The organism is Neisseria brasiliensis, from assembly GCF_009671065.1.
In the GTDB taxonomy this organism is placed as follows: Bacteria; Pseudomonadota; Gammaproteobacteria; order Burkholderiales; family Neisseriaceae; genus Neisseria; species Neisseria brasiliensis.
In genome coordinates, this window is sequence record NZ_CP046027.1 from 1,371,278 (window position 1) to 1,395,728 (window position 24,451).

At 48.5% G+C, this 24,451-nt stretch carries 22 protein-coding genes and 1 tRNA gene; 11 read left to right on the forward strand and 12 right to left on the reverse strand.

Features of this window, described 5'->3' with window-relative positions:
• Positions 1 to 243: 243 nt before the first annotated feature.
• From GJV52_RS06995 to GJV52_RS07005, 3 genes are read left to right on the forward strand one after another with little or no spacing between them, the layout of a single operon-like run.
• Positions 244 to 1,914, forward strand: coding sequence for a carbon starvation CstA family protein (locus GJV52_RS06995; protein ID WP_095502757.1), 1,671 nt, complete (start codon positions 244 to 246; stop codon positions 1,912 to 1,914).
• On the forward strand, positions 1,914 to 2,177 hold the full coding sequence (locus GJV52_RS07000) for a cory-CC-star protein (RefSeq protein WP_095502758.1): 264 nt from the start codon (positions 1,914 to 1,916) through the stop codon (positions 2,175 to 2,177). Before GJV52_RS06995 ends, GJV52_RS07000 begins: the two co-directional genes overlap by 1 nt.
• Positions 2,177 to 3,184, forward strand: coding sequence for an ArsA family ATPase (locus tag GJV52_RS07005; protein ID WP_229436926.1), 1,008 nt, complete (start codon positions 2,177 to 2,179; stop codon positions 3,182 to 3,184). Before GJV52_RS07000 ends, GJV52_RS07005 begins: the two co-directional genes overlap by 1 nt.
• 76 nt (positions 3,185 to 3,260) lie before the next feature.
• Here the strand turns inward: GJV52_RS07005 and GJV52_RS07010 are convergent, their stop codons facing one another.
• From GJV52_RS07010 to GJV52_RS07045, 8 genes are all read right to left on the reverse strand, one after another.
• Positions 3,261 to 3,863, reverse strand: coding sequence for a uracil-DNA glycosylase family protein (locus GJV52_RS07010; RefSeq protein ID WP_095502242.1), 603 nt, complete (start codon positions 3,861 to 3,863; stop codon positions 3,261 to 3,263).
• A 55-nt stretch (positions 3,864 to 3,918) separates the two neighbouring features.
• The gene (locus GJV52_RS07015; protein WP_095502243.1) at positions 3,919 to 4,935 is read right to left on the reverse strand and encodes a virulence RhuM family protein; all 1,017 of its coding nucleotides are present in this window, start codon (positions 4,933 to 4,935) and stop codon (positions 3,919 to 3,921) included.
• A gap of 29 nt (positions 4,936 to 4,964) precedes the next feature.
• A complete protein-coding gene (gene dcm / locus GJV52_RS07020; RefSeq protein WP_198511413.1) occupies positions 4,965 to 5,918 on the reverse strand; it encodes a DNA cytosine methyltransferase in 954 nt (317 codons plus the stop codon).
• Positions 5,906 to 7,348, reverse strand: coding sequence for a protein NO VEIN domain-containing protein (locus GJV52_RS07025; RefSeq protein ID WP_095502245.1), 1,443 nt, complete (start codon positions 7,346 to 7,348; stop codon positions 5,906 to 5,908). Before GJV52_RS07025 ends, dcm begins: the two co-directional genes overlap by 13 nt.
• Positions 7,345 to 8,361 carry a DNA cytosine methyltransferase gene (locus tag GJV52_RS07030; protein ID WP_229436928.1) on the reverse strand — a complete coding sequence of 339 codons (1,017 nt, stop codon included), beginning with the start codon at positions 8,359 to 8,361 and terminating at the stop codon, positions 7,345 to 7,347. The genes GJV52_RS07025 and GJV52_RS07030 overlap by 4 nt, the downstream gene beginning before the upstream one ends.
• 101 nt (positions 8,362 to 8,462) lie before the next feature.
• Positions 8,463 to 10,772 (reverse strand): Tex family protein, encoded by a 2,310-nt coding sequence (locus tag GJV52_RS07035; RefSeq protein ID WP_100564245.1) that lies wholly within the window; start codon positions 10,770 to 10,772, stop codon positions 8,463 to 8,465.
• Positions 10,773 to 10,894: 122 nt separating this feature from the next.
• On the reverse strand, positions 10,895 to 13,525 hold the full coding sequence (leuS, locus tag GJV52_RS07040) for a leucine--tRNA ligase (RefSeq protein WP_100564246.1): 2,631 nt from the start codon (positions 13,523 to 13,525) through the stop codon (positions 10,895 to 10,897).
• A gap of 183 nt (positions 13,526 to 13,708) precedes the next feature.
• Positions 13,709 to 14,668: an IS30 family transposase gene (locus GJV52_RS07045; protein ID WP_154143172.1), complete on the reverse strand. Its 960-nt coding sequence runs from the start codon at positions 14,666 to 14,668 to the stop codon at positions 13,709 to 13,711.
• 534 nt (positions 14,669 to 15,202) lie between these two features.
• Between GJV52_RS07045 and dnaJ the strand changes: the two genes are divergently transcribed.
• On the forward strand, positions 15,203 to 16,345 hold the full coding sequence (dnaJ, locus tag GJV52_RS07050) for a molecular chaperone DnaJ (RefSeq protein WP_095502249.1): 1,143 nt from the start codon (positions 15,203 to 15,205) through the stop codon (positions 16,343 to 16,345).
• Between the two features lie 81 nt (positions 16,346 to 16,426).
• On the opposite strand, the gene moaA is transcribed toward dnaJ, so the two are convergent.
• The 4 genes from moaA to GJV52_RS07070 all read right to left on the reverse strand — a co-directional run bounded on the left by moaA (position 16,427) and on the right by GJV52_RS07070 (position 19,221).
• The gene (moaA, locus tag GJV52_RS07055) at positions 16,427 to 17,401 is read right to left on the reverse strand and encodes a GTP 3',8-cyclase MoaA (protein WP_100564500.1); all 975 of its coding nucleotides are present in this window, start codon (positions 17,399 to 17,401) and stop codon (positions 16,427 to 16,429) included.
• A 134-nt stretch (positions 17,402 to 17,535) separates the two neighbouring features.
• Positions 17,536 to 17,862, reverse strand: a complete 327-nt coding sequence (locus tag GJV52_RS07060; protein WP_100564498.1) for a rhodanese-like domain-containing protein — start codon at positions 17,860 to 17,862, stop codon at positions 17,536 to 17,538.
• A 128-nt stretch (positions 17,863 to 17,990) separates the two neighbouring features.
• A complete protein-coding gene (locus GJV52_RS07065) occupies positions 17,991 to 18,647 on the reverse strand; it encodes a protein-L-isoaspartate O-methyltransferase family protein (RefSeq protein WP_100564496.1) in 657 nt (218 codons plus the stop codon).
• An 82-nt stretch (positions 18,648 to 18,729) separates the two neighbouring features.
• Positions 18,730 to 19,221 carry a GAF domain-containing protein gene (locus tag GJV52_RS07070; RefSeq protein ID WP_100564494.1) on the reverse strand — a complete coding sequence of 164 codons (492 nt, stop codon included), beginning with the start codon at positions 19,219 to 19,221 and terminating at the stop codon, positions 18,730 to 18,732.
• Positions 19,222 to 19,371: 150 nt separating this feature from the next.
• Between GJV52_RS07070 and tpiA the strand changes: the two genes are divergently transcribed.
• The 7 genes from tpiA to GJV52_RS07105 all read left to right on the forward strand — a co-directional run bounded on the left by tpiA (position 19,372) and on the right by GJV52_RS07105 (position 24,379).
• Positions 19,372 to 20,145: a triose-phosphate isomerase gene (gene tpiA / locus GJV52_RS07075; RefSeq protein ID WP_100564492.1), complete on the forward strand. Its 774-nt coding sequence runs from the start codon at positions 19,372 to 19,374 to the stop codon at positions 20,143 to 20,145.
• A 6-nt stretch (positions 20,146 to 20,151) separates the two neighbouring features.
• The gene (gene secG, locus GJV52_RS07080; protein WP_095502255.1) at positions 20,152 to 20,520 is read left to right on the forward strand and encodes a preprotein translocase subunit SecG; all 369 of its coding nucleotides are present in this window, start codon (positions 20,152 to 20,154) and stop codon (positions 20,518 to 20,520) included.
• Positions 20,521 to 20,540: 20 nt separating this feature from the next.
• Positions 20,541 to 20,626: transfer RNA gene (locus tag GJV52_RS07085), tRNA-Leu, on the forward strand.
• A 290-nt stretch (positions 20,627 to 20,916) separates the two neighbouring features.
• Positions 20,917 to 22,140, forward strand: a complete 1,224-nt coding sequence (locus GJV52_RS07090; RefSeq protein ID WP_100564490.1) for a tyrosine-type recombinase/integrase — start codon at positions 20,917 to 20,919, stop codon at positions 22,138 to 22,140.
• Positions 22,141 to 22,956: 816 nt separating this feature from the next.
• Complete coding sequence (locus GJV52_RS07095) at positions 22,957 to 23,226, forward strand: type II toxin-antitoxin system Phd/YefM family antitoxin (RefSeq protein WP_095502257.1); 270 nt, start codon at positions 22,957 to 22,959, stop codon at positions 23,224 to 23,226.
• Between the two features lies 1 nt (position 23,227).
• Complete coding sequence (locus tag GJV52_RS07100) at positions 23,228 to 23,650, forward strand: type II toxin-antitoxin system VapC family toxin (RefSeq protein WP_095502258.1); 423 nt, start codon at positions 23,228 to 23,230, stop codon at positions 23,648 to 23,650.
• Positions 23,651 to 23,767: 117 nt separating this feature from the next.
• Entirely contained in the window at positions 23,768 to 24,379 is a 612-nt protein-coding gene (locus tag GJV52_RS07105; RefSeq protein ID WP_100564488.1) for a hypothetical protein, read from the forward strand.
• Positions 24,380 to 24,451 lie beyond the last annotated feature (72 nt).

The window sequence follows — 24,451 nt, forward strand, 5'->3', positions numbered from 1 at the left end:
AGAAATAACATATCCATGGCGTAGTGTCGAAAACCGAATAAATTAGCATGATTATTGCTCTTAGATGAAAATGATTGCAGTGAAATATTATTATGATTTTAATGAGGAGGAAAAGTGTTTCACATATGCCTAAAAACATCTAAAACCACCACCGTTAGGTAAATTTATGTATGCAGGCTATTAAGGTTTGTGATATATAGTCTATGGGTTACATAAAATTACAAAATCAATAAGGAGCAACGTATGAGTGCATCTTTACTCTTGATTATAGGCTTGGCTTTAATGGCCTGCGGTTATTTTCTCTATTCGAAATTTATTTCACAAAAGATCTTCAAACTGGATGATAACTTCGTCACCCCAGCGCATGAAATTAACGATGGTGTGGACTATGTGCCGACCAATAAATACGTTTTGTGGGGGCACCACTTTACATCGGTAGCCGGTGCGGCGCCGATTGTAGGCCCTGCGATTGCCGTGTTTTGGGGCTGGCTGCCGGCGTTTGTGTGGGTGGTGTTGGGCACCATCTTCATGGCCGGTGTGCATGATATGGCAGCGGTGTGGGCAAGTGTGCGCAATAAAGGCCAATCCATCGGCACCATTGCTGGTTCGGCCGTAAACGCGCGTACCCGCAGCCTGTTTATGATTGTGATTTTCCTGCTGTTGCTGATGGTGAACGCCGTGTTTGCCGTAGTGATTGCGGGCATGATGATTAAAACGCCTTCTTCTGTGTTGCCGGTGTGGGGCGCATTGGTGGTGGCATTTGTGATCGGACAATGTATCTACCGCTTTAAAATGAACCTGTTGTGGGTATCGATTATCGGTGTGGTGGCTTTGTACACCTTGATTTACTTAGGCCCGATGTTCCCGATTGTGTTGCCGGAAACCATGTTCGGTTTGCCGGCCAATGCGGTATGGATTATTTTCCTGTTTGTTTACGCAGCGATTGCTTCGTTGCTGCCGGTATGGATGCTGTTGCAACCGCGTGACTACATCAACGGCCTGCAATTGTTTGTCGGCTTGTTTGTGATGTATGCCGCGATTTTCTTGGTAAGCCCGGATGTCGTAGCACCTGCCGTGAATGAAAACGTACCGGCCGGTACGCCGCCAATCATGCCGCTTCTGTTTGTGACCATTGCGTGTGGCGCGATTTCAGGCTTCCACGGTTTGGTATCGAGCGGTACCACTTCCAAACAAATCAACCGTGAACCGGATGTGCGTTTTGTCGGCTACTTCGGTGCAATGGGTGAAGGCATGTTGGCCTTGGCTGCGATTTTGGCCGCCACTGCCGGTTTCGCCACTTTGGGTGACTGGGAAGCGGTGTACACCAAATTTGGTGCAGGCGGTATTGGTGCGTTTATCGATGGTGGTGCCGCGATTATGCACGAAGGCATCGGCCTGTCGCCTGAATTGTCAGCTACCATGCTGACCGTAATGGCCGCCTTGTTTGCCGGTACCACCATGGATACAGGTGTTCGTTTGCAGCGCTATATTTTCCAAGAGTGGGGCGACATTTACCAAATCCAATCCTTCCGCAAAGGTTGGGTAGCGACATTATTGGCTGTCGGCACTTGTGCGCTGTTGTCATTCGGTGCGGGTGGTTTAAAAGGCGATGGTGGTATGCTGATTTGGCCGTTGTTCGGTACCACTAACCAATTGATGGCAGGTTTGACTTTGCTGGTGGTGACTGTGGTGTTGATGAAAGCCGGCCGTAAAGTATGGTTTACGCTGATTCCAATGGTCTTCCTGCTGATTATGAGCATCTTGGCCTTGGTATTGCAGCTGAAAACCTTCTACGATCAATCCAACTGGCTGCTGGTCGTATTGGATGTGGTGATTCTGATTTGTTCGATTTTGGTGTCGCTGGAGTGTGTTTCCGTGCTCAAACGCGAATGGCCTAAACGCAAAGGCGCGTAATGGGCTGGCATGAAAAATGGCAGGCGTTTGCCGAAGGGTTGCAAGAGTTTTACCATGCACCTTATCGGCAAACGCTCACTCGGGCGTATCGTGACGAACAGGATTTGTTTATGCTGATGATTTTCGCAGAAAGCCTCGGCATTCCTAATCCGATGACGTTTTACACGCTCGAGCTGCAACCCCTGCTGCTGGAAGAATTCCACGATTGGCACTTGCGCATGGGCATGCCGCATTCACCTTTAGATCGATTCGGATGCTGTTAATGGATACATTATTGCAACAAGCGGCGGCAACGCCGCTTTTATTTGTCGGCGGCAAGGGCGGGGTTGGCAAAACCACCCATGCCGCTGCTTTGGCCACACGCTTGGCAGAAAGCGGCAAAAAAGTGCTGCTGGTTTCCACGGATCCCGCGCACAGCTTGGGCGATGTGCTGCAATACACGCTCTCGGGCACCATCCGCCCGTTGACCGACAATTTGGCAGCGCTGGAACTCAACCCACACCAAATTGCCGACAAGCATTATGCCCAAGTCAGCGAATTGTTGGCGGGCTACACCAAGCCCGAGCTGGTTGAGAAAATGCGCCAACATATTGAAGCCGCCAAAAGCTCGCCCGGTGCGGAAGAAGCCGCGATTCTCGAAGCCTTGTGCAAATACATCACCCATCACAAAATCATGGGCTATGAACACGTTGTGTTCGATACCGCCCCTACCGGCCACACTCTGCGTCTGCTCGAATTGCCGCAAATGATGGCCGCGTGGACGGATGCTTTGTTGTCACAACAAGGGCGGCAGCAAAAACTGCGCGATGCCGCTTTACCGTTTTGGCAGAAAACTCAGCGGGAAAACACCCTACTGAGCGAATCGCGCAACCAACGCTGGGACAAAGCCCTCGAAACCTTGGAAAAGCGCCGCCAATTGTTTGCCGATGCCGGCCAGTTGCTCGCCGACCCTGCTTATACGTCCATCATTTTGGTGATGACTCCCGAAATGCTGCCACTGGCCGAAACCCACCGCGCATTGGCGCAACTGCATCATTTTAAATTGCCGTGCAGCCACATCATCGTCAACCAAATCATGCCGCAATCGCAAGCCGACAATGATTTCTGGCAGCAACGCTACCAGCGGCAGCAAGACATCTTGCAACAAATCCGCCGCGATTTCAGCCAAGTCAACCTGCATCATTACGCCTTGCAATCAAACGATGTTCGCGGGCTGGAAGCCTTATCTGCATTTGGTAGCAATGGGCGCATGAGTGAAGAGCGTTTATAAAACCGATTAAAATCGAAAGGCCGTCTGAAACAATATTGTTTCAGACGGCCTTTTCTTTATTCAATATGATTGCTGCTCAGTCTGACAGCAAACCCAGTTCCGCAAAAAATGTCCGATAAGCCGCCGCTTTCTTTTCCAAAGCCAAGGGATACGCCCGCGAAGACGAAGGCAGACGATACAACCGCAGCGCCCGTTGTGCAAGACACGTTTCCACATGCGCCCCGATTTTCGGCTTTGGTGTTTCAGACGGCATCAAAGACAACAAAGTATCCGTCGCCAATTCGCCTGTGGTCATGATGGTATCGCACAAAGGCATCTTTTCCAGTAAAGCCGCCAAATCTACCGGCTCGACTACCTGTAAAAACTTATCCGAAGCATTGCCCTGCAAACGCCGCACTTTATATGCTGTGTCATACACCGCAATGCCCTTCTCTGCCAAAAACGCGCGAATCTCTGTTTCACGGAAACGTTTGTTTTTGCCATCGTTTTCCACAAAATAATCCGCTTCGCCGAAAAACACCAGCCCGAAAATCCGCCACATATCGTTTTGGAAATTCGGATAATAAAAATCCATTTTCCAACGCGCACGCGGCGGCGGGAACGAGCCGAGCATTAAGAGTTTGGCATTAGGTGGCGTGAATGGAGGTAAGGGGTGGGTTTCGATAACAGGCTCAGCCATATTTCGATCTTTTGTTCCAATCAATGATGTTCAAACGTTTCAGACGGCCTCAAGCTCACTTGCTAACCGATTTTTCATAGCCCAACAGTTCAGCAATATCATGCGCCCCCTGCTGCTCCCGAATCTCCCGCACGGCCGTCTGAAAGCGTTCGTATTCCGCCAACGCTTTTGCTTCGGCCTGTTTTTTGCTGATTTTGCCTGCACCTTGCAACACTTCGCGATCATTAAACTGCAAAAACTGATCCAGCTTTTCCGTCCAATCGCGCAAAAACACCTGCTTTTTACGCGCCGCTTGGTCTTCGGCAAAATCCAGCCACATCGTAACAATGCGGTTCAATTCTTTGATTTCCTGCTCATTCAGGTAATTTTTCGCCACCTTCACATCTTTTTGATAAACACGCTGCGGCGTGGCTGTGTGGGTTAAACCCATTTGCGGCAAATCGGCATCGGCTCGTTCGTAAATCAATTCCGCCGCCGTTTTGCCGCTCACGGCAAAATGCAGTTTATTCTGCATTTGCGAAAAAAACAGATTGGTTTCTTTGATACTGGACTGATAATCCGCCGCCAAAGCAAAAATTTCCTGAACACGCAAATACATACGCCGCTCACTCGCACGAATATCGCGTATGCGTTCCAGCAATTCATCAAAATAATCGGGCGCAGCCACCGTGCCGACAGGCGGATTTTTCAGGCGTTCATCGTCAATCGCAAAACCTTTTTGCAGATATTCGCCCAACGTGCGCGTTGCCCATTGGCGGAACTGCGTGCCACGCGTGGAACGGACACGGTAGCCGACGGCGATAATCATGGGCAGGGAATAATGCGCGATTTGGCGACTGACTTCACGTCCGCCTTCGTTTTGAACTATTGAGTAATACTCAATAGTTGCTCTTTCATCCAATTCAGCCTCAGCCAATATCGCTTTGATATGCTTATTGATATTGGAAACGGTCGTTTGATAGAGCTCCGCGATTTCCGCCTGCGTCAGCCACAATTGCCCGCCCAATTCGCGCAAGACAAATTGGGCTTGGCCGTCTGAAGTGGTGTAGAGGATTAAATCGTTTTCTTGCATCAAGCTCCCTTAAATAATTCTGACAAATTTTAAATACTTTGCCTCAAAGCATTAGCAATATGCCACATTAAAACAGGTGGGACAGCATTACCAATTGCCCGATATTGCCGATTATCAGAAACCCCATCAAATTGGAAGTCCTGTGGAAATGATTGAATATTGGCAGCCTCTTGTGGCGTAAAACGGCGATAACGTTCATTTATCATTAAAACAGGGTCTGTACCATTCAAGCTCACTTTTGCTAAATGTGCACTAATCGTATTACAGGGCTGTTCAACATCTTGTACCCGACCTTTATTCATTTTTTCACGCACACGTAGCATACCGGCAACTGCTTTTTCACTAAAAAACCATTTTTCATCAAAATTAGCTTGTTCATCTAGTGCCAATTTAAGAGGAACTTTTTCAGGCAGCATAATTGGAAATTGAAACTTAAAATAATCGTCAAATTCACGAAAGCCCACCATAAAAACACGTTCTCGTTTTTGTGGGATACCATAATCGGACGCATTCAACAATTGATAATGAATGTGATAGCCTGCCTGTTCAAATTCACGCAAAATCATGGGAAAAGCCTGCTTGTTATTGGCAGACAAAAGACCTTTAACATTTTCAGCAATAAAAAAACGTGGTTGTTTTTCTTTTAGCACTTTAACCATTTCAAAGAATAATTTGCCTTTTTCATCTTTGTAGCCTAAACGTGGAGGATTTTGTGCCACAATAGAAAAAGATTGACATGGGAAACCACCCAATAAAATATCATGGTCAGGTAATTCACAAGCAACAATATCACGAACATCTTTCAATTCAGCTTGATGTTCAAAATTATCATTGTAAATTTTAATGGCATACGGGTCGTTATCAGCTGCATACACTATTTCAAAAGGTAATTTTTCATACTCTTGATTTAAATAAGTAAACCCCCCCAAAATACCCTTGTCCATACCACCACAACCACAAAATAAAGACGCTACTTGAAACATGGAACCTCCAATAATGCTTGCCATTCCCCTGCTTGTGGCAAAAATTCAACCATGAAGTTACTGTCTACTTTAATTAAATTATCATGAAATTTTTGGACAGGATTTTGAATGATAAAAATATTTCTTCCATTATCATTAATAACCAAATAATAAACAAAATAGCGGTCACCCAATGTTTCTGCGCTGTCCCATTCATTTGGCGTTAATTTAAATCGGTTACTATTAATCGCTTTTTTAGAACGTGTACTTTTTACTTCAATGTAGCGTTTGTGTTTTTCAATTTCAATGCTTTGTAAATCATAGCCCACTCCTAACGGCGTAGGAATTTTGTTAATTAAATGTTGGCGATTGGATTGGTTTTGTGTACGTAAATATTCGTGTGCCAAAATCAAAGTTTCACCATAATCGCCAAAGATTTTATTGGGTACGGCAGCTTGCCCCTTAATTTTTGAGTAGTATTCTTGAACCAATGCACCGATGTCTTCTTTTTCTGTTTCATTCAAAGATGGTGCAAATTCAACAATATTTTCAAATTGATTAACATAATCAAACCAATCTTTTTCTAATATTGAAATTTGAGCATTTTCAACTTCTGTCAATCCATAAAAGACATCATACTTATCAAAAAAATTTGTATTTTCAATATGTCTGTTAATTAAATCCTGATTTTCATCATTGAGATAGTAATAATACCCCGTACCTTTTGTTTTTAATAAATTGGCTAAAACCATGTAATCTAATATATCACCTGCATAACGATAAACATCGCCTTTTGATGGATAATCACCTTCTTTTCTTTTTAATTGCTCATATTTATGATTGTACTCAATTTTATTTTCTCTATTTTCAATAATTTGTTTAGCAACATCATAAGCTGTTTTGTTGTGTTGAGCTGTAACACGCAAATCAAAATAAGCGCATTGAGTTAATTCTTCCGCAGTCATGCTAAAAGGTTTATCACTCAGCTCTTTGGCAGCTTGAAAAATTTGTAAAATAAATTGACATGGTTGAAACCGAATACCTTTGTTGATTTGCTCAATAATGGCATGGCTTTTATTGTGTCCTGCTGGATATTGAAACGAATATAAAAAATAATTAAAAAACTCATCAAGATATTGGTTTTCAGCCAGCCTTTTTGCCATTTTGCTTGAATATAGCTCTCCTGTATCAGTTTCTTGAATAAAGGCAAATAAGGCTGCAATTTCTGTGCGCCAGTTATTGATAGTTTTAAGTTCAGCCGTTTGATTTTTACCAAAATTTCTCAATACTTCGTTTAACTTTTGGTTAAATTCTTTTTCAGGCTGCCTGTCCAAATCTGAAATGGAATTGGCAACATACAACAAAACTTCTTCTACATTACTTTTAAAACGTGGGCGAACGTGATGTAAACGGAAAAAATATTCATCGGGAATTTGATAAATTTGGCTCATAAAAATTCCTTAATTTGTAAGGCTAGGGCTTTTGCCAGCATAGGGGGAACGGCATTACCCACTTGTTTATACTGGCTTGTTTTTGTTCCTAAAAAAACAAAATCATCTGGAAATGATTGAATACGCGCACTTTCCCTGACTGTGGGTACACGATTGAACTCATAATGGAAATGATGTCTGTGTCCTGTATCAATGGTAAAACTGGGCTTTTGACTATTTAAACGTGTCCAAGCAATATTTACATTTCGGGTCTGGCGTAAATGTTCAGGCAGGCTTTTGTAATTGCCACCATCAGGCACAAGTGCAATGATTTCCTTTGTTTTATCATTATGTTGAGTAATTTGATGATTGAATAAACCAATGGAGTGTTCACGCATTAAATTTTGATACGGACTGCTGCCTGAAAGTGGGTAAGCATCACCATCTATTACTGAATAATCGGGTAAATCTGAAATGGCTTGTCTTGCGGTAACGTATTGTTGAACAGTTGGTGCTGGAAATGGAAATGTCGTACCATTTTTAAATCCCACAAAAAACGCACGTTTGCGATTTTGTGGTACACCAAAATCCGATGCCAGCAAAATTTGGCTATTTACTGTATAGCCCAGTTTTTCAAAATCTTCTGTAATTTGTTTTTTAATTAGACCTTTACCCATTGACATCATATTTGGCACATTTTCCATTAAAAATGCTTTGGGCTGATAAAAACGCACAAAATCCACAAATGCTTTATAAAGCTGATTTCGCTCATCATCAATCATGCGCTTTCCTGCAATAGAGAAACCCTGACAAGGTGGTCCACCAATAATGACATCGACTTTTTTGATATTCGTTTGTTGGCAGATTTGTTCGGGTGTAACCAAAAACAAATCTGCCACAATGCCTTGTGAATTGGAATGCGTATGTGTGTAGGTGCTAATTGCGTCTTGCCAATAGTCTATTCCGAGCTTGACATCAAAACCTGCCTGAATAAACCCCAATGACAAACCACCACAGCCACAAAATAAATCCATAACAGTAGGTTGATATATATTATCCATAACATTAAAGGAAAAAATTTTTTAAATTGAAAAAAGAAAATAAAAGTTTAAATAATTTCAGACCATCTGAAATTTTACCGTTTCAACTTCGCAAACGCATCCGCCATCGCGGTATTGCCGATGGTTTTCTCACGCGGATTGCGTTGATTACCGCTTGTGCGTGCTTTGCCGCTACCCGATAGGTTTTCAGAGTGCGAAGCCTGCCCGTGGTACGGCCTGTCGCTGCGTTTGTTGCTTGCGCTGCCGTCATCATCCAAGCGCATGGTTAAGGCGATGCGTTTGCGTTTTTCGTCCACTTCCAGCACTTTCACTTTCACCACATCACCGGCTTTCACCACTTCTCGCGGGTCGCTAACGTATTTGTTAGCGAGCGCAGAGATGTGGACGAGGCCGTCTTGGTGGACGCCGATGTCGACGAAAGCGCCGAAGTTGGCGACGTTGGAAACCACGCCTTCTAAAATCATGCCTACTTGCAAATCTTTGATTTCATTTACGCCCTCGGCAAATGAGGCCGTCTGAAATTGGCCGCGCGGGTCTCGGCCGGGTTTTTCCAGTTCGGCGAGAATGTCGAGCACGGTGGGCAAACCGAATTGTTCGGTGGTGTAAGCGGCTGGTTTGATTTGTTTGATTTTGTCGCGGTTGCCGATTAAATCGCCGGCTTTGATGTGCAAATCATCGAGCATTTTGGCGACAATCGGATAGGCTTCGGGGTGCACGGCGCTGGCATCGAGCGGTTCTTTGCCGCCGTTGATGCGCAAAAAGCCGGCGGCTTGCTCGAAGGTTTTTTCGCCCAAGCGTGGCACTTTCAAGAGTTTTTTGCGGCTGTCGAACGCGCCGTGTTCGTCGCGGTAGGCGACGATGTTTTGCGCAAGCGTTTGGTTCAGGCCGGAAATGCGGGCGAGCAGCGGGGCGGAAGCGGTGTTCACGTCCACGCCCACGGCATTCACGCAGTCTTCCACCACGGCATCGAGCGATTTGGCCAGTTGGCTTTGGTTGACATCATGCTGGTATTGGCCGACGCCGATGGATTTCGGGTCGATTTTCACCAATTCGGCCAGCGGGTCTTGCAGGCGGCGGGCGATGGAGACGGCGCCGCGCAGGCTCACATCCAATTCGGGGAACTCGCGCGCGGCCAATTCGCTGGCGGAATAGATGGACGCGCCGGCTTCGGAGACGACAATTTTATGCAAACCCATTTCCGGCATGGCTTTTATCAATTCGCCCGCCAGCTTGTCGGTTTCGCGGCTGGCGGTGCCGTTGCCGATGGCAATCAGCTTCACGCCGTGTTTTTTAATCAAACCGGCAAGCGTAGCCAACATATTGTTTTCTTGGTGTAAATATACAATCACGGTGTCCAACAGCTTGCCCGTGTCGCTCACGACTGCGCATTTCACGCCGTTGCGGTAGCCGGGGTCGAGGCCGAGCGTGGTCAGACGGCCAGCTGGGGCGGCGAGCAGCAAGTCTTTGAGATTGCGGGCGAAAACGGTAATCGCATCGCTGTCGGCGTTTTCTTTCAGACGGCCTAAGGCTTCCAATTCGAGCGACAGGAAGATTTTGGCGCGCCATGTCAGGCGCACGGTGTCGCGCAGCCATTTGTGGCCGTCTGAAATGTGGAAATGTTGGGCAATTAATGCTTCGTATTCAGAGGCTTGGGTAATCGGTGTGTCATCGGGCTGGTATTTCAGCGCGATGGATAACACGCCTTCGTTGCGGCCACGCAAAACGGCCAGCGCGCGGTGGCTTGGCATGATGCGTACGGCTTCGCGGTGGTCGAAATAATCTTTGAATTTTTCGCCTTCGTTTTCTTTACCGTCCATCACTTGCGCGTGGATTTCGGCTTCATGCCACAATTTCTCACGCAAACGGCCGATGAGTTCGGCATCTTCCGCGAATTGCTCCATCAAAATCGCGCGTGCGCCGTCGAGTGCGGCTTTGGTGTCGGCGATGTCGTCTTTGACAAACGGCGCGGCGGCGGCTTCCACATCTTGCGGCTGCTCGCTCAACAATACATCGGCCAGCGGCTGCAAACCTTGCTCGCGGGCGATTTGCGCCTTGGTGCGGCGTTTGGGTTTGTAGGGCAGGTATAAATCTTCCAGCGCGGTTTTGTTGTCGCAGGCTTCGATTTGCTCGCGCAGGCCGTCTGAAAGTTTGCCTTGTTCTTCAATGCTTTTTAACACGGTTTCTTTACGCGCTTCGAGTTCGCGCAGGTATTGCAGACGCTCGGCCAGCGTGCGTAATTGCGTGTCGTCCAAGCCGCCGGTGGCTTCTTTGCGGTAACGTGCGATAAACGGCACGGTCGCGCCTTCGTCGAGCATGGCGACGGTGGCGGTGATTTGGGCGGCGGTTGCGGAAAGTTCTTGAGCGAGAATTTGGGTGATGTTCATGGTTGGAAAGTCGGGGCAAAAGGCCGTCTGAAAAAAAGATTGATTATAGCGGATATCAAGCGGCAAGGCCGTCTGAAATCGTTCAGACGGCCTTCTTGGATTCGGGTTTTACCCCATGATGTTTACACGACGATATTCACCAAACGACCCGGCACCACAATCACTTTTTTCGGTGCTTTGCCGTCCATGAATTTCACCGCGCCTTCGCTGGCGAGTGCGGCGGCTTCGATTTGCTCTTTCGGGGCATCGGCTGCCACTGTGATTTTGCCGCGCAGTTTGCCGTTGACCTGAACCATAATCTCGATTTCCGATTTCACCAAAGCGGCTTCATCGACTTGCGGCCAAGCGGCATCCCACAGTTGGGTGTTGTTGAGCTCTGCCCACAAGCTTTCGCAGATGTGCGGCACAATCGGCCACAACAGGCGCACGACGGCTTCGAGCACTTCCTGCGCCACGGCGCGGCCTTGTTCGCTGCCGGTGTCGGTTTTGTCAAACTGGTTGAGCAATTCCATCACGGCGGCGATGGCGGTGTTGAACTGCTGGCGGCGGCCGTAATCGTCGCTGACTTTGGCAATGGTGCTGTGCAGCTTGTGGCGCAATTCTTTCAGCTCTTTGCTCAAGTTTTCTTGATTGCCCGAGAATGCGGCCACGGCATCACCTTGTTTGCGGAAGTCGAACACGGTGCGCCACAGGCGGCGCAAGAAGCGGTGCGCGCCTTCTACGCCGCTGTCGCTCCATTCCAAAGATTGCTCCGGCGGGGCGGCAAACATCATAAACAGGCGGGCGGTGTCGGCGCCGTAGGCTTCAATCAGGGCTTGCGGGTCAACGCCGTTGTTTTTCGATTTCGACATTTTTTCCACGCCGGCGATTTGCACCGGCAGGCCGTCAGTTTTCAGCGTAGCAGAAACAGGGCGGCCTTTTTCGTCGGTTTGCACTTCGACATCGGCCGGATTAATCCACTCTTTGCTGCCGCTGGCGCCTTCGCGGAAATAGGTTTCGCACACGACCATGCCTTGGGTCAGCAAGCGCTCGAATGGTTCGTCAACATTCACTAAGCTCTCGTCGCGCATCAGTTTGGTGAAGAAACGCGCGTACAAAAGATGCAAGATGGCGTGTTCGATGCCGCCGATGTATTGGTCAACCGCGCCCCAGTATTGCGCGGCTTCGGTGCTGACCATGCCGTCTGAAAACTGCGGCGACATGTAGCGGAAGAAATACCAGCTCGATTCCATGAAGGTATCCATGGTGTCGGTTTCGCGTTTGGCCGCACCGCCGCAATGCGGACAGGTGGTTTCGTAGAATTCGGGCATTTTGGCCAAAGGCGAACCCATGCCATCTGGCACGACGTTTTCCGGCAGCACAACCGGCAATCGGTCGGCCGGCACCGGCACATCGCCACAGCTTTCGCAATGCACAATCGGAATCGGACAGCCCCAGTAGCGTTGGCGTGAAATGCCCCAGTCGCGCAGGCGGTATTGGGTTTTCGGTTCGCCCAGTTGCAGGCTTTGCAGTTTCTCGCCGATTTTGTCGAAGGCCGTCTGAAAGCCTAAGCCGTCGAATTCGCCGCTGTTGACTAATACGCCGTTTTCTTTGTCGGCATACCATTCTTGCCATGTCGTATCGTCAAACGCATTTTCGCCCACGGCAATCACTTGTTTAATCGGCAGGCTGTATTTGTTGGCAAACTCGAAATCACGTTCGTCATGCGCAGGCACGGCCATCACCGCACCGTCGCCATAGCCCCACAGCACATAATTGGCAATCCATACTTCCAATTCTTCGCCGTTGAGTGGATTGATGACGTAGCGGCCGGTCGGCATGCCGCGTTTTTCCATGGTCGCCATGTCGGCTTCGGCAACCGAGCCGGCTTTGCATTCGGCAATGAATTCTTGCAGTTGCGGCACATCGGCAGCGGCGGCAGTCGCCAGCGGATGCTCGGCGGCCACAGCCACATAAGTCGCACCCATCAAGGTGTCTGGGCGGGTGGTGTAGACTTGCAGATAATCGGCGTAATCGCCTTCCAAACCTTGTTTGCTGTTGTCGGCCACCGGGAAGCGCACGGTCATGCCGCGTGATTTGCCGATCCAGTTGCGCTGCATGGTTTTGACTTGTTCCGGCCAGTGGTCGAGTTTGTCCAAATCGGCCAGCAATTCTTCGGCGTAATCGGTGATTTTGAAGTAATACATCGGGATTTCGCGCTTTTCAATCACCGCGCCCGAACGCCAGCCGCGACCATCAATTACTTGCTCGTTGGCCAATACGGTTTGATCGACCGGATCCCAGTTGACCGTGCCGTTTTTGCGGTAAACAATGCCTTTTTCAAACAATTTGGTAAACAGCCATTGCTCCCAGCGGTAGTATTCCGGCGTGCAGGTGGCCAGTTCGCGATCCCAGTCGATGGCAAAACCCAAGCTTTTGAGCTGGGTTTTCATGTATTCGATGTTGTCATACGTCCATGCGGCAGGGGCGACGTTGTTTTTCATCGCCGCATTTTCCGCCGGCATGCCGAACGCGTCCCAACCCATCGGCTGCATCACGTTGAAACCGTTGAGCAATTTGAAACGGCTCAATACGTCGCCGATGGTGTAGTTGCGCACGTGCCCCATGTGCAGCTTGCCGCTCGGATAGGGGAACATCGACAGGCAATAGTATTTCGGTTTGGACGTATCTTCCGATACATTGAAAATGCGGGCTTCGTCCCATTTTGCTTGCGCCGCCGGTTCGATGGCGGACGGTTGGTATTGTTCTTGCATGATTCGTCTGCTTTACGCTGAAAAAAGTGAAAAATTAGCATGGGATTATAGCAGTTTACTGGCAGATTGTCGGCAATTTGCGGAACTTGTTTGAATGGGGAATAGATATTATGAATAGGCCGTCTGAAAATTTTCTGGGGAATATTTTCAGATGGTCTTACATTCGCATTTCAAGTGCAACGCTCAAATGCCATTGGCAAGGGCTGCTGAAAACAGATCACCCGGTGTCTCATAGTCCAATGTCTTTCTCGGTCGGCGGTTAAGGGCCTCCTCAACCGCTTTAATCTTTTTAGCACCCAGTTTCCTAAAATCCGTCCCCTTTGGGAAGTATTGTCTGATCAGCCCGTTGGTATTCTCCACCAAGCCTTTTTCCCAAGAATGGTATGGACGGCAGAAGTAAGTTTCCGCACCCAGGGCTTTGGCAAAGGTTTTATGTCGGTAAAACTCTTTACCGTTATCCAAAGTAATCGTTTGAATGATATCTTTAAACGGCTTCAATGCCCGAATCACTACCCGGGCTACATCTTCTGCTTTGAAATTGCTGATTTTGCGGATAACGACAAATTTGGTTTTTCTTTCAACAGCAACCACCAGTCCGCTTTTTTGATCTTTACCGACAATGGTGTCCATCTCGAAATCGCCGACCCGCTCTTTTTGATCGACAATGGCAGGTCTGTGTTCAATGTCGGTTCTGTCCGGTACGCTGCCTTTTGTCCATGCACCGCTGCCGTATTTTCTGCGGTAGGGTTTGGAAACGATACGCAGATGGGTGTACAGGTCGCCGCCGTTTTGACGGTCTTTGGCGAGATAGCGGTAAAGGGTGCTGTGGTGCAGTTTGATGTGTTGATGTTTCAGCAGGTAGCCGCAGACTTGTTCGGGGCTGTATTTTTGGGTAATCAGTTTGTTAACAGTCTGTTTGACGGCAGTAGTCAGTTTGGTTGGCTTTTTGTTTTTCTTTTTAACTTCGCTTTGCTGTTGTGCTTTTCGGTAACAGTAGGTTCCGTTGACGGAATGCCGTCTGATTTCCCGACTGACGGTGGCGGGATGACAACCGATGTTCTGTGCGATTTGGTTTAGGGGTAGGTTGCGGTAATGTCTGGAAATGTAGTATCTTTGGTGTGAGGTCAGTTGTGTGTAGGCCATATTGCAATCTTTCTTGTCAGGAAAGGCAGTATACTACCGCATACTGGCCTTTTCTGTTATTGGAAATTGCACTTGTTAGGCGAATGTAAGGGTTTTTAGAGTTAGATTATTTTGGTTTTCTGAATCTCAATATGTGCGCTTCATGGCCGCGTGGCCACCTACTTTTAGCTTCGCAGAAACTTCGTTTTCTTTGCTTCGCCAAAGAAAAGTAGGCAAAAGAAAGGCGACCGCGGTTGCAGGTTCGCCCGTAAGGGCGAACTTCCCTCACTATGCAGGATTTTGGCAGCAGGCTCGAACTCGCCGCTTAGGGCGGCTCAAACACCGAGCCTTTTATTCTGCCAAGATCCTGCTTCGTTCGGCTGCGCCCAGCGGATAGGGCAGGTTTCTCTAAAAATAATTATTTCATGAAGAAGGTTATTTGAAAAAATATTCTTTTTTTCAGACGGCCTTTTATTTCGCTTTTTCCCCTTGAGATTCCCGTCACTGCCCATATCTGCACACCAGTTTTAACACCTAATCTATTCCACTACGAACATGAGCAATCAAGACTTTTACGAAACCCTCGGCGTTGCCCGCAGCGCGAGCGAAGACGACATCAAAAAAGCCTACCGTAAATTGGCGATGAAATACCATCCCGACCGCAATCCCGACAATAAAGAAGCGGAAGAGAAATTTAAAGAAATCCAAAAAGCCTACGACACCCTTTCCGACAAAGAAAAACGCACCATGTACGACCAATACGGCCATGCCGCTTTCGAGCAAGGCATGGGCGGCGGCGCAGGTGGTTTTGGCGGCGGATTCGGTGGCGGCTTTGGCGGTGCACAAGGCTTTGACTTCAGCGATATTTTCAGCCAAATGTTCGGCGGTGCCGCAGGTGGCGGCCGTCAGCCAAATTATCAAGGCGCGGATTTGCAGGTTGGCGTAGAAATTACCTTGGAAGAGGCGGCCAAAGGTTTGAAAAAACGCATCAATATTCCGACTTATGAAGAATGCGATGTGTGTCACGGCAGCGGTGCCAAACCGGGCACATCGGCCAGCACCTGTTCGACCTGCCACGGCTCGGGCACGGTACACATCCGCCAAGCCATTTTCCAAATGCAGCAAACCTGTCCGACCTGTCACGGCACAGGTAAAGAAATCAAAGATCCTTGTGTGAAATGCCGTGGCGAAGGCCGCACCAAAACCAGTAAAACCGTTGAAGTCAATATTCCGGCGGGCATCGACGACGGCCAACGCATCCGCTTGAGCGGCGAAGGCGAACCGGGTCAACACGGCGCACCGGCCGGCGATTTGTACGTCAACGTGCATGTTAAAGAACACAAAATCTTCGAGCGCAACGGCTTGGATTTGCATTGTGAACTGCCAATCAGCTTCGCCGTGGCCGCGTTGGGCGGTGATGTGGAAGTGCCGACTTTGGATGGCAAGGTGAAACTCAATATCCCGAAAGAAACCCAAAACGGCCGCCGCATGCGCGTGAAAGGCAAAGGCATTAAATCACTGCGTTCCAGTGCGACCGGCGATTTGTACTGCCATGTGGTGGTGGAAACACCGGTGAACCTGACCGACCGCCAAAAAGAATTGCTGGAAGAATTTGAAAGCATTTCTACCGGACTCGACCGCAGCCAAACCCCGCGCAAAAAATCGTTTTTAGATAAATTGGGCGATTTGTTTGATTGATTGTTGAGTGATAAATGATAAAAGGCCGTCTGAAAAATAGATTTTCAGACGGCCTTTTTATCGATTAAACAAAGTCAGCGCTTACCCCCCAGTCAACGCCATCACCCGAATAATTTTCTTCGGATTTTCCACAAATTCGTGTTTTTCCGGCTTCATCGCAATCGCATCGCGAATGGCTTGGTCGAGCTCGGCATCGCTGCAGTTGTCGCGTAGCAGGTCGCGTAATGGCGCTTTGTCTTCTTGGCCAAGGCAGAGGTGGATGTTGCCGGTGGCTGAGAGGCGCACGCGGTTGCAGGTGGCGCAGAAGTGTTGGCTCATCGGGGTAATCAGGCCGAGGGTGAAGCCGTTGTTTTCGCTTTGCCAGTAGCGCGCGGGGCCGCCGCCGATTTTGCCTTCAAACGGGCTTAAGTCGAATTTTTGGCGCAATTCTTCCAATACCGGTTGCAAGCTGACTTTGGCGTGTGCTTGGCCGGTGGTACCCATCGGCATGGCTTCGATAAGATTCAGGATAAAGCCGTGTTCCATGCAGAAAGCGACCATTTCATCCAAATCCATGTCGTTAACGCCTTTGAGCGGCACCATGTTGATTTTGATGCGTTCGAAGCCGGCTTCTTTGGCAGCTTTGATGCCATCAAGCACTTGCGGCAGACAGTCGCTGCCGGTGATGCTGGTCACGCAGTCGCGGCGAAGGCTGTCGAGGCTGATGTTTAAGCGGCGTACACCGGCTTGGCGCAGGGCGTGGGCGTGTTTGTCGAGTTGGGTGCCGTTGGTGGTGAGTGAAATGTCTTCCACACCGGGCTGGCGGTTGATTTCGGCGGCCAAATCAGCCAAACCTTTGCGCAATAGGGGTTCGCCGCCGGTTAGGCGGAAGCGTTTGGTGCCGAGGCGGGCGAACGCGGCGGCTACGCGGCCGAGTTCTTCAATGGTCAGCCATTCTTTGGGAATGGAAAAACCTTTAAAGCCTTTGGGCAGACAATAAGTGCAGCGCAGGTCGCAGCGGTCGGTCACGGATATCCGTAAGTAGTCGACGGTACGGCCGAATGGGTCGGTCAGCATGATGGATTTCTAGTTATTTCGGTTTAGTTATTTGATCGTGTTTAGATAAAATTTTATCTTTAAAATTATGGGCTTAATCTTATCGTGTGTTTGGCGAAATGGCAAAACAAAATAACCTTTTGCGCTTTAGGTTTTTAATAACGAGCGACATTCGCATCTACTTGCAACGCCCATTCATCTATGCCGCCTTGCAGGTTATACAATGGTTCAAAGCCCATATCGGCCAAATAAAGCGCGGTGTGCAGGCTGCGGATGCCGTGGTGGCAATACACCACAATCGGCAGGCCGTCGTCGGGCAATTCATTGTGGCGCAACGGAATCAGGTTCATCGGGATATGAATGGCGTTGGGCAGGGCGCAGATTTCGACTTCATCATCGGTGCGCACGTCGAGCAAATGAAATTGGCGGCCTTCATCTTGCCATTTTTTGAATTCAATCACGGAAAGTTGCGGAATCATCATTATTCGGCCTTTGTTTTTTATAAAAGTAAAACAGGCCGTCTGAAAGGAAATGTTTCAGACGGCCTTTCTTGGAGCGGAGCCGATATCAATCATTCGGCAGTCTCTGAATTTAAATATGGTGGCAATCTTTAAAAATCAAAGTCGCCGAAAGGTTGGTTGGTTTTGTCGCTGAGGTGGGCGATGAGGGTATCGAACAACACGCTTTGGCTGAATTCGTTGCCGTTGCGGGTAACGAGCAGGGCGCGTTGCACCGGTTTGTCGCCGACCACGACTACCATACGGCCGCCGTCTTTCAATTGCGCTTTTAAGGTTTCCGGCACGTCATGCACGCTGCCGCCAATGTAAATCGCATCAAATGGCGCGCCTTCGGTGTGTTCGGCCAAGCCGTCGTTTTGCGCGTAGTAAATGTTTTGATAGCCCAAATCGTCTAAGATGGCTTTGGCGCGGTTTTGCTGCTCAATATCGAGGTCGTCTGAAACCACTTCGCCGGCCAATTCTGCCAGCAATGCGGTGGCATAGCCCGAGCCGGTGCCGATTTCCAATACTTTGTCTTGCTTGCTTAATTTCAAACCCTGTGCCAAGCGTGCCACGACTTTCGGCTCCGGCATCTTGTGGCCGTTGGGCAGCGGCAATTCGGTGTCGGAATACGCCAAACCTTGTTGATTTGCGGCAACGAAACGTTCGCGAGGAATCTCCATCAAGGCATCGAGCACATTAAAATCCAACACGTCCCAAGGGCGGATTTGTTGTTCGACCATATTGAAACGCGCTTTGTCAAAGTCCATGATTGTGCTCCGTGGCGGGTGTTATCGGGAAAGAGCCATTATTATAGAATCGAATTGGCCGCCTTGCCATATTTCAGACGGCCTATTTCGTGGAGTGGCGGCTGAGTATGTCGGCTAATGCATTTAAATAGCGGGCATCGGTGTCGTCAAACTGCGCCAGCTTGTCGTCATCCACATCCAGCACGCCATAGCAGCGGCCGTCTGAATCAAACAGCGGCACCACGATTTCCGATTGAGATAAGGATGAGCAGGCGATGTGGTCGGGGTGTTGGTTCACGTCTTCGACCACAATGGTTTCGCCGCGTGCCCAAGCCCGTCCGCACACGCCACGCCCGTAAGGAATCCGCGTGCAGGCCAACGGGCCTTGGAATGGCGCCAACACCAATTCTTGGCGTTCTTGTTCCACCAAATAAAAACCAACCCAAAACCAGCCGAATGCTTCTTTTAAGATAGCGGTAGTATTGGCCAAGTTGGCAATCAGATTGGTTTCACCGCTGATCACGCTCTCAATCTGCGGCAGCAATTCTTGATAACGCGCGGTTTTGTCGGTGTGGGAAAGATGAAGCGAATGCATGAAAAAAGGCCGTCTGAAAAAAATAAAAACGAATTATAGACCAATTGGCTATCCGGTAGGAAACTAGGCCGTCTGAACAGGAAATATTGCTAATCATGTCGATATGAACTACACTTCGTTACAGTGATTTAATCTGACGGAGCAAGCAACATGCAACACGAAATCGGTATGTGGGATCAAAAATGGGTCATCGGCAACTGGAAAATGAACGGCCGCCTGCAAAACAACAACGCACTCATGCACCGCTTCCGCATCATGCCGACCGCCGAGCGCGTATTAATCGGCTTGGCCGCACCGACCGTGTATCTGTTGCAGCTGCACAACGCCATGCAGATTGTGTTGAACAACCGCATATTAACCTGCGCCCAAGACGTGAGCCGCTTCCCGAATAACGGCGCGTACACCGGCGAAGTATCTGCCGAAATGCTGGCCGACATCGGCACCGACATCGTATTAATCGGCCACTCCGAGCGCAGCTTGTATTTCGGTGAGAAAAACGAAATCCAACGCCGTAAAATGGAAAACGTATTAAACGTCGGCCTGATTCCATTATTATGTGTCGGCGAAAGCTTGGAAGAGCGCGAAGCCGGCCAAGAGCAGGAAGTGATTGCGCATCAATTATCCGTGTTGCAAGGCTTGGACACCAAAAACATCGCCGTCGCCTACGAGCCGGTTTGGGCAATCGGCACCGGCAAAGTCGCTACCGTCGAGCAAATCGCCGACATGCACGCGTTTATCTACAAACAAATCTTGTCTTTGTGTGGCGACGATGTTAAAATCCGCATTCTTTACGGCGGAAGCGTGAAAGCTGAAAACGCAGCAGACATTTTCGCCGTGCCACATGTAGACGGCGCATTAGTCGGCGGCGCATCCTTGTCTTATGACTCGTTTACCGCCATCATCGACGCCGCGCAAGCATCGTAGAGAATTATGGAAGCCTTTAAAACCGTTATTTGGATTGTGAACATCATTTCCGCATTGGCCGTGATTGTGTTGGTATTGCTCCAACACGGTAAAGGTGCGGATGCCGGCGCCACTTTCGGCTCAGGCAGCGGTAGTGCACAAGGCGTATTCGGTTCGGGCGGTAATGCCAACTTCCTGACCCGCTCGACTGCTATTGCAGCCACCGTGTTTTTCGCCACCTGCATGGCGATGGTGTATATCCATTCCAACACCACGCGTCACGGTTTAGACTTTAGCACCGTGCAACAAAGCCAACCGGCGCAAACCGCACCTGCGCCAAGCAACACAAATACCACACCTGCTGCCCCCGCTCCGGCCTCATCCGCGCAGCAGTAAATAGAAAATAAGAATTACCGGCCGACATGGTGGAATTGGTAGACACGCTATCTTGAGGGGGTAGTGATCCTAGATCGTTCGAGTTCAAGTCTCGATGTCGGCACCATCAAAAGGAAAACCGTCTGAAATTCAGGCGGTTTTTTTACGTCTATTGCCGTCTAATGCTATAACCGAAAGGCTTGTAAATAAAGGCTTTGCGCGCGTTTAACATGACTGAAACGCCTGGCTTAACCGTCTAATCCCGTCTAATTCAATCCAATGAAATTAACCTAAAAATGTTGGTGCTTTTGTTGGTGTGTGGCAGAATGCCCGAAAAAGCACCAACATTTTCAGTCAAAACCAAAGCAGGGAAACGTTTTTACCAGTTTGCCTACAACATGAAAAAGCACCAACACCATGCCTTTAAACGACCTTCAAATCAAACGCGCCAAGCCAACCGACAAGAAGCAGACACTTTCAGATGGGGGCGGCCTTGCTTTGGTTATCAATCCAATGGCACGCGGCGGCACCAAGTATTTTATTTACAACTACCGTTTCAATGGCAAGCAGCAAACCTTACGGCTTGGCAAATATCCTGATATTTCACTTACCGAAGCACGGGAGCGGCACAGACAGGCACGCAATGACTTGGCAAACGGCATCAATCCCAGCCAAGCCAAGCAACAGGCCAAACAAGCGCGCAAAGCCGCCTTGCTGAATACCTTTGAACACTTGGCGCGGCAATGGCACGCCGAAAACCTACACCGCTGGAAAGAGAACCACGCCGCCCGCATCATGGCCGATATGGAAAAAGACGTTTTCCCGCATATCGGAAACAGGCCGATTGATGAAATCAAAGTAGCAGACGTAAAAGCCGTGATTGAAAAAATACACCAGCGCGGGGCAAGCGCGAGCGCGGAAAAGATACGGCAATGGATAGGCGCGGTATATAACCATGCCGCCAAGCTGGAATTAACCGACCGAAACCCAGCAACACCATTGCGCGGCCATTTTGAGAAAAAAGAAACCGTGCATATGCCTGCCCTACCAAGAGAAGAATTAACCGCCTTTTATCAAAAATTGCTGCAAGCCGATATAGACCATAAAAACCGCATAGCCATGCTGCTTACCATGCTGGTGTTTTTACGAAGCACCGAATTGCGCGGCGGGCAATGGCATGAAATCGATTTTGAAAATCAGGTGTGGTACATACCGGCGGAACGCATGAAAATGAACCGCCTGCACAGCGTGCCGCTTTCAGATTGGGCAATGGAATTACTGCACGAGCTACACGGCCAAACAGGCCACACGGCCTACTTATTCCCCAGTCGAACCAAAGCAGCAGGCTTTATATCCGATGCCACCCTAACCCGCATCATCGAACGCCTAGGCTACAAAGGCATAGCCACACCACACGGATTTAGAAGCCTTGCCAGCAGCGTATTGAACGAGCAGGGCTATAATCCCGATGCTATCGAGCGGCAGCTTGCCCACGAAGAGAGTAACCGAATCAGAGCAGCCTACAACCGCGCAGACTATATGGCCGAGCGCACCGAAATGATGCAATGGTATAGCGACTTTTTGCGCGGCCACTATCATCAAGCCCTAGCCCTGATTGAAGCAGGGCAAAAGGCCGTCTGAAAACACGCTTTCAGCCATATGCCGCCGCAACACCGACACCAGCCCCGCGCTGGTGTTTTTTACGCCCCAAATAAAAAACCTATACGCGCGAGAAAAATACCTTGTTACGCTTGTTACGTTGTTACGCTTAATAAAAATACATTAAAAATCAATATAGTTATATCGAAACTGTATTTTTCGCAGCTTGTTACGCCCTTGTTGTGGGCTTGTTACGCCCGTAAAGGCCGTCTGAAAACACACCAGCTTAATCGGCTGGTGTTTTTTTATTGCCTTGAGAAAAACACCATACGTGCGCGAGAAAAACAGCGGGAACATTTTTAGTTTTCTCGCTTTGGTTGCTGATTAAATTGCCGGTGTGATGGCTGGATATTTAGAAAATCGACAGCAGGGCGGTAAATTTCATCACAGGGCGCATTTCTTGGCTTGGCAATACCTTTGCATACCTTTTGGGATAAATGCCGTTAAATCGCAAATTTGAGCCATTTACGACAGGGTAGATTTTCAGGCCGTCTTTCATTGGGTGTTTGGCCAAAAGGTAAATTCAACATCATTCAACACCCTCACCGGCACCCGTTTGGCCGTCTGAAAACACAAACACCAGCCGCGCCGCTGGTGTTTTTTTTTGCACGTTATACAGCATTTGTATAATTAGCCATGCTATGTATAATTTTGTATAAAACTGAATGCAGCCTGAACAATACAGCCCCGACCGTTTGCAATGCGGCGGGGTTTTTTGTTGCGTATGTTGTACAACGACATGTAATACAGTAGAATGTAGTAACATTAAATCAATATTTAAATACAAGGAGTAATGGAATGAAAACCATGACAAGCCGCGAATTTAACCAACATGTAGGGAGAGCGCAAAGAGAAGCGCAAGCCGCCCCCGTTATCGTAACTAATCGCAGCAAGCCCGTTTTTGTATTTTTAACGTATGCCGATTATCAAAAGCTGGCAGGCAGAAAACAGAGCGCGTTAGACGTTTTATTGTCTTTGGATTGCCCCGATGTATCAGGTATTGATTTTGAAGTACCGGCACGCAGTAGAGCGCAAAGAAAGCCTGTTGATTTGAGCATGGAGGGCTGACGTGTATTTACTGGATACCAACATTATCAGCGAAATGCGGAAAGTGAAAAGTGGCAAAGCCGACCATAACTTGACCGCATGGCTAGCAGAGCAGGATAGCAGCAGTTTCTATACGAGTGCCGTTGTCATGATGGAACTTGAACGCGGCATATTGGGCATGGAGCGCAAAGACCCGCAGCAAGGCCGCGCATTACGGGTATGGTTCGACAGCATGGTTGCCATACTGCTCGCAGGGCGGATATTGCCGATAGACGAAACCACCGCGGCCATTTGCGCCAAGCTGCACATACCTGATCGCAGCCCTGAAAATGATGCTTGGATAGCTGCAACTGCTAAGCAGTATGGCTTGATTTTGATTACACGCAATACTAAAGATTTTGAGCATAGCGGCGTGAAGCTATTAAATCCGTTTGAGGCCGTCTGAAACGTTTACCGCCACACCTAGCCCGCGATTAGCTACCAACGGCGAAAACAGGGCATTCCCTAGCCTTGCTGGTGTGGTTTTGATTTTGATGGGGAAAGAGCGCAGGGGAGCGTAGAGATGGTTTGGAGAGAGTATTACACACTAGAAGAAGCAGCACATGTATTAAGTCAAAAATTGAAAGCAGTATATACCATTGCAGACTTAACGCACTATGGAGCTTTGGGAATAGTAGAATATTGCGTACCAGTTCCTAATATACGTTTTTTTAAAAGAAGTTTGGCCGAGTTGTATTACTTGCCCGATAACACAAGGAGACCGCTTATCATTCAAAAGGTATTATATTCTGCCCCATTTGCACCAATTCCTAATATTTTAATGCAAGAGATAGAGATTTACGGTAGCGCAAAATTGACTGCCTGCCCTCATCTAATAGATTATTCAGGTGGCGAAATTTCCGCCGCTTTAGTTGGCTTGGAAGATCTTGGTATTCATAAAAGCTTCAATAATTTTGAGCTAAAAATACCAAGACAAAGTATTAATGGCAAATTAAGAGTAGGAGTTAGAACCGTTCAATGCAATTCCGTGCAGGATGTAATTGATGCACAAAGACACCATAAAAAAATTGATGGTGTGCTATCTGGCATTAAAAATTTTAAAAACGATGGCTGGTTTTACCAATTTATACCTGAAACGGCCATATATGATTTTTTGACGTCCTTCCCTCCCTGAAGGGAGGGAATTCCTACGGCGATTTGTGAACGGCATTGAGCCATTCACAAATCGCTTCGGTGGGTTTCTGCT

Bases quoted from the DNA above. Each gene is read 5' to 3' on its own strand.
- GJV52_RS06995 (WP_095502757.1), top strand. From the start codon at position 244: ATGAGTGCATCTTTACTCTTGATTATAGGCTTGGCTTTAATGGCCTGC.
- GJV52_RS07000 (WP_095502758.1), top strand. From the start codon at position 1,914: ATGGGCTGGCATGAAAAATGGCAGGCGTTTGCCGAAGGGTTGCAAGAG.
- GJV52_RS07005 (WP_229436926.1), top strand. From the start codon at position 2,177: ATGGATACATTATTGCAACAAGCGGCGGCAACGCCGCTTTTATTTGTC.
- GJV52_RS07010 (WP_095502242.1), bottom strand. From the start codon at position 3,863: ATGGCTGAGCCTGTTATCGAAACCCACCCCTTACCTCCATTCACGCCA.
- GJV52_RS07015 (WP_095502243.1), bottom strand. From the start codon at position 4,935: ATGCAAGAAAACGATTTAATCCTCTACACCACTTCAGACGGCCAAGCC.
- dcm (WP_198511413.1), bottom strand. From the start codon at position 5,918: ATGTTTCAAGTAGCGTCTTTATTTTGTGGTTGTGGTGGTATGGACAAG.
- GJV52_RS07025 (WP_095502245.1), bottom strand. From the start codon at position 7,348: ATGAGCCAAATTTATCAAATTCCCGATGAATATTTTTTCCGTTTACAT.
- GJV52_RS07030 (WP_229436928.1), bottom strand. From the start codon at position 8,361: ATGGATTTATTTTGTGGCTGTGGTGGTTTGTCATTGGGGTTTATTCAG.
- GJV52_RS07035 (WP_100564245.1), bottom strand. From the start codon at position 10,772: ATGAACATCACCCAAATTCTCGCTCAAGAACTTTCCGCAACCGCCGCC.
- leuS (WP_100564246.1), bottom strand. From the start codon at position 13,525: ATGCAAGAACAATACCAACCGTCCGCCATCGAACCGGCGGCGCAAGCA.
- GJV52_RS07045 (WP_154143172.1), bottom strand. From the start codon at position 14,668: ATGGCCTACACACAACTGACCTCACACCAAAGATACTACATTTCCAGA.
- dnaJ (WP_095502249.1), top strand. From the start codon at position 15,203: ATGAGCAATCAAGACTTTTACGAAACCCTCGGCGTTGCCCGCAGCGCG.
- moaA (WP_100564500.1), bottom strand. From the start codon at position 17,401: ATGCTGACCGACCCATTCGGCCGTACCGTCGACTACTTACGGATATCC.
- GJV52_RS07060 (WP_100564498.1), bottom strand. From the start codon at position 17,862: ATGATGATTCCGCAACTTTCCGTGATTGAATTCAAAAAATGGCAAGAT.
- GJV52_RS07065 (WP_100564496.1), bottom strand. From the start codon at position 18,647: ATGGACTTTGACAAAGCGCGTTTCAATATGGTCGAACAACAAATCCGC.
- GJV52_RS07070 (WP_100564494.1), bottom strand. From the start codon at position 19,221: ATGCATTCGCTTCATCTTTCCCACACCGACAAAACCGCGCGTTATCAA.
- tpiA (WP_100564492.1), top strand. From the start codon at position 19,372: ATGCAACACGAAATCGGTATGTGGGATCAAAAATGGGTCATCGGCAAC.
- secG (WP_095502255.1), top strand. From the start codon at position 20,152: ATGGAAGCCTTTAAAACCGTTATTTGGATTGTGAACATCATTTCCGCA.
- GJV52_RS07090 (WP_100564490.1), top strand. From the start codon at position 20,917: ATGCCTTTAAACGACCTTCAAATCAAACGCGCCAAGCCAACCGACAAG.
- GJV52_RS07095 (WP_095502257.1), top strand. From the start codon at position 22,957: ATGAAAACCATGACAAGCCGCGAATTTAACCAACATGTAGGGAGAGCG.
- GJV52_RS07105 (WP_100564488.1), top strand. From the start codon at position 23,768: ATGGTTTGGAGAGAGTATTACACACTAGAAGAAGCAGCACATGTATTA.